Source organism: Sandarakinorhabdus rubra (genome assembly GCF_010994245.1).
Lineage (GTDB): Bacteria > Pseudomonadota > Alphaproteobacteria > Sphingomonadales > Sphingomonadaceae > Sandarakinorhabdus > Sandarakinorhabdus rubra.
In genome coordinates this window covers 1-6569 of record NZ_WMHO01000151.1, presented here as the reverse complement: position 1 = coordinate 6569, position 6569 = coordinate 1, and the positions used below count along the sequence as shown (strand labels likewise).

Annotated in this window: 10 protein-coding genes and 1 pseudogene; 6 read left to right on the top strand and 5 right to left on the bottom strand. The window is 68.9% G+C overall.

The features are described 5' to 3' along the window. Both GJV64_RS10020 and GJV64_RS10015 read left to right on the top strand, forming a co-directional pair. A partial coding sequence (locus tag GJV64_RS10020; protein ID WP_205599589.1) for a hypothetical protein occupies window positions 1-372 on the top strand: 372 nt, incomplete at its 5' end. 47 nt (window positions 373-419) lie between these two features. Further along, a complete protein-coding gene (locus tag GJV64_RS10015) occupies window positions 420-794 on the top strand; it encodes a winged helix-turn-helix domain-containing protein (protein ID WP_164157100.1) in 375 nt (124 codons plus the stop codon). Here the strand turns inward: GJV64_RS10015 and GJV64_RS10010 are convergent. The 5 genes from GJV64_RS10010 to GJV64_RS09990 all read right to left on the bottom strand — a co-directional run bounded on the left by GJV64_RS10010 (window position 769) and on the right by GJV64_RS09990 (window position 3391). Beyond that, on the bottom strand, window positions 769-1290 hold the full coding sequence (locus GJV64_RS10010) for a homogentisate 1,2-dioxygenase (protein ID WP_164157099.1): 522 nt from the start codon (window positions 1288-1290) through the stop codon (window positions 769-771). The genes GJV64_RS10015 and GJV64_RS10010 overlap by 26 nt on opposite strands. 82 nt (window positions 1291-1372) lie before the next feature. Continuing rightward, window positions 1373-1864, bottom strand: coding sequence for a GAF domain-containing protein (locus GJV64_RS10005; RefSeq protein ID WP_164157098.1), 492 nt, complete (start codon window positions 1862-1864; stop codon window positions 1373-1375). A gap of 5 nt (window positions 1865-1869) precedes the next feature. Further along, window positions 1870-2391 (bottom strand): translation initiation factor IF-3, encoded by a 522-nt coding sequence (gene infC / locus GJV64_RS10000; protein WP_164157097.1) that lies wholly within the window; start codon window positions 2389-2391, stop codon window positions 1870-1872. Window positions 2392-2504: 113 nt separating this feature from the next. Next, window positions 2505-3005 carry a GlcG/HbpS family heme-binding protein gene (locus GJV64_RS09995; protein WP_164157096.1) on the bottom strand — a complete coding sequence of 167 codons (501 nt, stop codon included), beginning with the start codon at window positions 3003-3005 and terminating at the stop codon, window positions 2505-2507. A gap of 5 nt (window positions 3006-3010) precedes the next feature. Beyond that, window positions 3011-3391 carry a VOC family protein gene (locus GJV64_RS09990; protein ID WP_164157095.1) on the bottom strand — a complete coding sequence of 127 codons (381 nt, stop codon included), beginning with the start codon at window positions 3389-3391 and terminating at the stop codon, window positions 3011-3013. A 323-nt stretch (window positions 3392-3714) separates the two neighbouring features. Here GJV64_RS09990 and GJV64_RS09985 point away from each other — a divergent pair, with 323 nt between their 5' ends. The 4 genes and pseudogenes from GJV64_RS09985 to GJV64_RS09970 form a co-directional block, all read left to right on the top strand. Further along, window positions 3715-4056 (top strand): hypothetical protein, encoded by a 342-nt coding sequence (locus tag GJV64_RS09985; RefSeq protein WP_164157094.1) that lies wholly within the window; start codon window positions 3715-3717, stop codon window positions 4054-4056. A gap of 96 nt (window positions 4057-4152) precedes the next feature. Then, window positions 4153-4647: a hypothetical protein gene (locus GJV64_RS09980; protein WP_164157093.1), complete on the top strand. Its 495-nt coding sequence runs from the start codon at window positions 4153-4155 to the stop codon at window positions 4645-4647. After that, complete coding sequence (locus GJV64_RS09975; RefSeq protein WP_164157092.1) at window positions 4613-5350, top strand: MarR family winged helix-turn-helix transcriptional regulator; 738 nt, start codon at window positions 4613-4615, stop codon at window positions 5348-5350. The genes GJV64_RS09980 and GJV64_RS09975 overlap by 35 nt, the downstream gene beginning before the upstream one ends. Before the next feature lie 171 nt (window positions 5351-5521). Then, a pseudogene (locus GJV64_RS09970) lies at window positions 5522-6569 on the top strand (double-strand break repair protein AddB); the annotation flags it as partial.

The window sequence follows — 6569 nt, the reverse complement described above, 5'->3', positions numbered from 1 at the left end:
CGGACCATCAGGATCGAGCGGTCCAATGGCGCGGTTCTGGCGCCGGAGGCAGCGCACCGCATGGCCGAAGTGGCCCGCCAGGAGGCCGAGACCGCTCGCCGCGCGGCGGAACAGGCCCGCACCGAGGCGCTCGCGGAGGTCGAACGGGTGCGGATCGACTTGCGCGCCCGCTGTGGTCAGGCCGGGGAGGATTTGCCCGCCGACGCTTCTATGGACCAGCTGGCGCTGTGCGGGCGCGACATCAGGGCCGAGGTACGCGCGGCGCTGGCCGAGGCGCGCGCCGCCGTTGCGCGGGCGCCGGGCCTGTCTGCGGCAGACCGCGAGCGCGTGCTGGCCGGCATTGCCCAAGCGGAACGTCGGCAGGAGCGTTGATCGCGCGCGGCTTGGGCCGCAAGGCAGCAGCGTGTATCAAGCGGTCCATGTCCAGCGATCCGCCCGCCACCGGCCGCCTCAAGATCAAGGCCCAGCTGCTGGTGGGCGCCGAAATCGCGCTCGGCCCCGGCAAGGCCGATCTGCTTGATGCCATAGCGGTTGCAGGTTCCATCTCGGCTGCAGCGCGGGTGATGGGGCTCAGTTATCGGCGGGCCTGGCTGATGGTCGATGCCATGAACCGTATGTTTGCCGAGCCGCTGGTCGCCACCCATGCCGGCAGCCGCAGCGGCGCCCGGCTCACCGCTGCCGGCGCTGCCGTGCTGGCTGACTACCGCGCGCTGGACGCGGCGCTGGCGCAGACGGCCGCCACAGCCGGCGCCGCGCTGCTGGGCCGGATCAAGGCTTCGCCGTCACCATTATGACTAGGTCGCGGCCGGGATTGCCGGACAGCTGAACCGTGTAGCGCCCCGGCCCGGCGGCGAACTCCACCACCTTGCGCACGGACGTACACGGTGCCAACGCACCATGGGCGCCGGATGCGATGAACTTGCCGTCCTGCAGCATGTCCACCCACACCGGCTTTGAGAAGGACAGGCGCCACACGCCGGCGGCCGGCAGCGTTACGGCCACGAGGCCGGCATGGGCATCATCTGGCGTGCGCTGCTGTTCGGGTGGCCGGGCAAATGTCACCCTCGCGGCCGGGGCCAGCGTCAGCGCCACCGGCGCGCCGATGGGCAGCGCCGGCAGGTCCGTGCTGCTGGCGGCGGCCGCAAGTGCGGCGCGCGGACCCGCCCAGGCCTTAAGGTCGGGCGGCAGATTGGCATCGCTCACGCTGGCGCAGGCCGGCTGGGCCATCTGAGTCTGGGCTGCCCCGGCCGCGAGCAGCGCCATCGCCGCCAGCATCATTCGCACGGTCATCCGGCCTCGCTCCTGCCCTTGCTATATCTCAAGATATACAGCCAGTGGCCGCCGCGCAACGCTGGCAGCGCGGTCGGAGGGGTCAGGCCGGGTCGCTGGCGGCGAGCAGGCGGCGGGCGAGGGCTTCCAGCCCGGCCTGGTCGTCCGTATCGAAGCGGCCGGGCAACGGGCTGTCGAGATCGAGCACACCGACAACCAGGCCATTGCGCACCAGCGGCACCACGATTTCGGAGCGGCTGTCGGCATCGCAGGCGATATGGCCGGGAAAGGCGTGGACATCAGGCACCAGCTGGGTTTCGCGGGTCGCCGCCGCCGTGCCGCACACGCCGCGCCCCAGGGGGATGCGGATGCAGGCCGGCTTGCCCTGGAACGGCCCCAGCACCAGCTCGCCACCCTTCATCAGGTAGAAGCCGGCCCAGTTGAGATCGGGCAGCTGGTGGAAGATCAGCGCTGCCATATTGGCCATGTTGGCGACGGCGTCACGCTCATCGCCTATCAGCGCCGCCAGCTGGGCGTCGAGCGCATGATATTGGTCCGGCTTGGGGCCGGTGAGGGCAGGGGCAGCGAACGACATGGACGTCAGCGCGGCGCGATGACCATCAGCATCTGGCGGCCTTCGAGGCGCGGCAGCTGCTCAACCTTGGCCAGCTCCGCCGTCTCGTCGCGCACGCGCTCCAGCAGCTTCAGACCCAGCTCCCCGTGGCTGAGCTCGCGGCCGCGGAACCTGAGGGTGAGCTTCACCTTGTCCCCTTCCTCGAGGAAGCGGTGAATGGCCTTCATCTTGGTCTGGTAATCATGCTCGTCGATGTTCGGACGCATCTTGATCTCCTTGATCTCCTGCGTCTTCTGGTTCTTGCGGGCGGCAGCGGCCTTCTTCTGGGCCTCGTACTTGAACTTGCCGACATCGAGGATCTTGCACACCGGCGGATCGGCACCGGGAGACACTTCCACCAGGTTCAAACCCGCTTCCTGGGCCATGGCAATGGCTTCGCGGGTGTAGAGAACGCCCAGATTCTCCCCGTCCTGATCGATGACCCGGACCTTGGGGGACTTGATGAATTCATCATAAAGCGGGCCGGAAATCGGAGCCGGCGTGTTCATGAAGCGGCGAGGGGGCGGTGGTATGGTGGTCTCTCCTGTGCTTGTATCGCGCGCCTCTTACTCTGCCGATGCCCAAAGCGGCAAGAGGCTGGGCGGCAAGAGGCGCGCGCCAATCACTTCTTTGCCCCCAGCGCGGCTTCGAGCGCCGCGATGCCAGCCTTGGCGATCAAGCCATCCTCCTCGCTGGTGGCGCCCGACACGCCGACCGCGCCCGCGGTGCGCCCGCCGGCCCGGATCGGATAGCCGCCGTCAGAGGCCACCACCGGCAGGGTGAGCAGGCGGGTCTGCCCTTCCTTCTGCAGGCGCTGTTCGTAAACGCCGGTGTTGTTGTTGAAGCCGGCCGCCGTGCGCGCCTTGGCGAGGCTGATCTCTGCCCCCACCAGGCTGGCATCGTCCATGCGCGACATGGCGATGGGCACGCCGGCGAAATCGACGACGCTGATGGTGACCTTGAGGTTGCGGCGCACCGCCTCGGCCTCCGCCGCCAGGATCACGATGCGGGCGCCATCAAGGGTGAGCACCGGCCGGTCCCTGACCTGAGCGGCGGCGGGCGCTGCAATCGGGGCGGCGGTGGCGGCAGCGATCAGCGCCGCGGCGATCAGCAACTGCTTCATGGTTGTCATCCCATCCGGTGCAGCGCGCACAGCTTGTTGCCGGCCGGGTCGCGCAGATAAGCGAGATAAAGCGGACCCATGCCGCCCTCGCGGACGCCGGGCGGATCTTCGCAGGCCGTGCCGCCGTTGGCGAGGCCGGCGGCGTGCCAGGCGTTGGCCATTTCCGGGCTGGCCATGGCAAAGCCGATGGTGCTGCCGTTGCCGTGGCACGCCGGGTTGCCGTCGATGGGCACGGAAATGGCGAAGATACCGGTGGGGGTCATCCAGAACACCCGGCCCTTGTCGTCGGCAAAGCCCGGGCCGACGCCCATGGCGCCCAGCGTGGCATCATAAAAGGCCTTGGAGGCGGCAAGGTCGTTGGCGCCGACCATGATGTGACTGAACATGGAATCTCCCCGTTTTTCTATCCGCTCTGGCGGTGCCGCATGGAAGCATGCCGGGCCGCCGCTGTCGAGCGCTGTCAGCGCCCGCCGCGCCCGGCCAAGGCGGCGGCCATGTATCTCCATAATGGATGTAGTTGCGCCAGAACGGTCCAGCTTGCGGCTTGTACTGGATTAGCCGTTTGTTAACTCTCGGGCAGGGTCAAGCTGTTTGGGGAAAAGTCGTGACACTTGCGTGGGTCGCGGCGTCGGTGAGGGCCGACGCGAGCGAATATCGTCGCTTGTCCATTGAAGGATTACCGCCACAGGATACGGAACTGATCACCTTGTTGTTCGAAATTCTGGGCTGGGAGGTGCAGGTGGCCGGAGGAGGTGACCTGCGCGCAGACCAGGTGGAGGACATCGCCGGCTGGCACGGAGGGGCCGGTTGGTGTGACGAAGCTGACTGGAATGGTGGCTCTGGCTGGCATGGCGGGAGCCACGGCAGTTGGTGGGACCAGGCCGGCTGGCAGGGGCCGCCGCGGCTGGTCATGGCACCGTCGGGCGCCATCATCGAGGTGGCGGCTGATGATCCGGCGCTGGCTGCCCGCCTGGCCGCGGCCGGTCTTGATCGGCTGGTGCCGCCGCTCAATCTTGCTGCCCTAGAACAGCTGGCCGTGCTGGCTGGCTGATTGCATCCGTTCCGGGCGGGCTTCCGGGTCAAGCCGTTGCCCTGTGCGGCCGTTCCTCGCCCCTGCCGGCATCGCGGCAGGACGAAGGGGCAGCGCATGGGCGAACATCAACCGGACCGACGCGACAGGAACCGGGCGCCCGTGCTGGCGATGCACGGCGTGTCGCCGGCCGAGGCCGAGCCACTGCTGCTGCTGGCCGAGATCCTCGGCTGGCAGGTGCGCGCCTGTGCGCCGGGGCACGCGATGCCAGCCAGACTGTGCCTGGCGCCGCTGCCAAATGCTCCCGGCGAGGCGGCGGCAATTGGCTCCGCTGGGCCGTCGCTGTTCGCATGGTCACCGGAAAACAACCTTAATGAACTTATCAACAAGCTGGATGCCTCCGTTCTGGAGCAGCCCCTGTGCATCCAGCGGCTGGAGCAACTGTTACAGATTCTTGGCCATCATTCGGAACGGAGCCATTGGGCAGAAGGGCTTCCTCACGATGGCAGCACAGATGAACGGGGGCGTTCAGAGAATGCGCATTGCCACACGGGATACGGCCGCCGATGGCGTGGCCGTGCAAGACAGTCACACCCAGACACTGGGACCTGACACCGACCATCCAGGATTGCATCAATCATACCAGCCGGCCGGGCTGACCGGCGCGGCCGGTGCCGTCACCAGCCGGCTCCATTCACCCGGCGGCTGGCCCGCCGGCCATGTGCTGCAACAGGCCGCCAATGCGCTGCTCGATGGGATTGCCGGGCTGGAACTGCGGGCGGCGCCAACGGCCGAAGCCGCGGGCCACGGGGCGGGCAGCTCCGCCGGCCACGAACAAGCTGCCAGCATCGCCCGGCAGGTCGCCGATATGGCGCAGGGGCTTGCGGCGCTGGCTGATCGCCTGGTGGCGCAGGGCGGCGCCGCCGCCACCGACCTGGCAGAGGCCGATTGCATCGCTTTCCTGGAAAGCCAGTTCCGCATCCGCCGACTGCGCGCCCGCCACCTTGTCGGCATTTCGCTGGGCGAACCGGCGTGGGACATCTTGCTCGATCTGGCGGTCGCACATTACTGGCGGCGCGAGACCTCGGTCACCAGCCTGTGCATCGCGGCCGATGTGCCCAGCACCACGGCCCTGCGCTGGATCAACAGCATGACGCGCGAAGGCCTGATCGTGCGCCGGCCCTGCGTGCGCGATGGACGGCGCAGTTTCCTCGCCATCGCGCCGGCAGGTTATCAGGCCATGCTGGCGCTGGCCGGCGATGCGATGCGCGCCACCGAAAAGGTGCGCGCACGTTACCAGCGCAGCGCTGCCTGATCATCATCTGGTCGGCCTGAATCGGCGAGGCTGAATCAGGAGTGCCCCGCCCGGGGCGGCTGGCAGTCGCCATTGCGGCGATTTCGGGGGCTGGCCAGCCGCCGCTCGATGCCTATGCTGCTGCCGATGGCTGACCCGGTTTCCCCTGATGTTGCGCCAGCGGTTGGGGGCTTGCCGCCGCCAGATCGGGCGTTCGGCCGGGCACCGGCGCTGTTCAACATGCCGCTGCATGTCGCCTTTGCCGATGCCCTCGCCGCCGGCCTGTTGGCGCGATGCCGGCACGATCCACTGCAGTTGGCGCGCACGCTGGTGCTGTTGCCCAACCGCCGGGCCGTGACCGCGCTCACCGAAGCTTTCGTGCGGCAACTGCCTGATGGCACGGGGGGGCTGTTGCTACCGCGCCTTGTGCCGGTGGGTGATCTTGACGATGGCGGCTTCGAACGGCTGGCGCTGGGCGAAGCGCCGATCCCGCCTGCCGTGCCCAGTCTGCTGCGCCGTTTCGAGCTGGCGCGGCTGGCCAGCGGCCTGCCGGGGGCGGCGCGGCTTGCCGTGGAACGGCTTCGCCTCGGCGATGCACTGGGCGATGTGCTGGATGCGCTGCTCGCCGAAGAGGTGGCGCCCGAAGCATTGCGTGATGCTGCCGACGGCCACGATCTCGCCGATCACTGGCAGCGCACGCTGGAATTCCTCGATCTCATCATTGCCGCCTGGCCTGCCGCCCGGCGGGACCATGGCGGCAGCGAGGGCGTCACCAGGCTGGCCGCGCTGATCGATGCCGCCATCGCCCGCTGGCAGGCCGCGCCGCCTACAGGGCTGGTGGTGGCAGCCGGCATTGCCAACCCGACACCGGCGCTGGTGCGGCTGCTGGCGGCGGTGTTGCGACTGCCAGATGGCATGGTGGTGCTGCCCGGGATGGACGATGATGTCAGCCCCGCTGGCATGGCACGCTGGGCTGCGATCCGCGCCGGCACTGTCCCGACCGACGACCCGTCGCCGCCGCGCGCTGATCCCGGCCACCCCCAATGGGGACTGAAGGCACTGTTGGCGTCGCTCGGGCTGGAACGTGCCGACGTGAAACCCTGGCCGCAAACGGGCACGGGGCTTGATGGCCCGCCGGCACGCGCTGCGGCGTTGTTCGCGGCGCTGGCCCCGGCAGCGGCCAGCGACGGCCAATTGGCGCCTGCAGATCCGGCGGCCCGCGACGGCCTGGCGCTGGCCG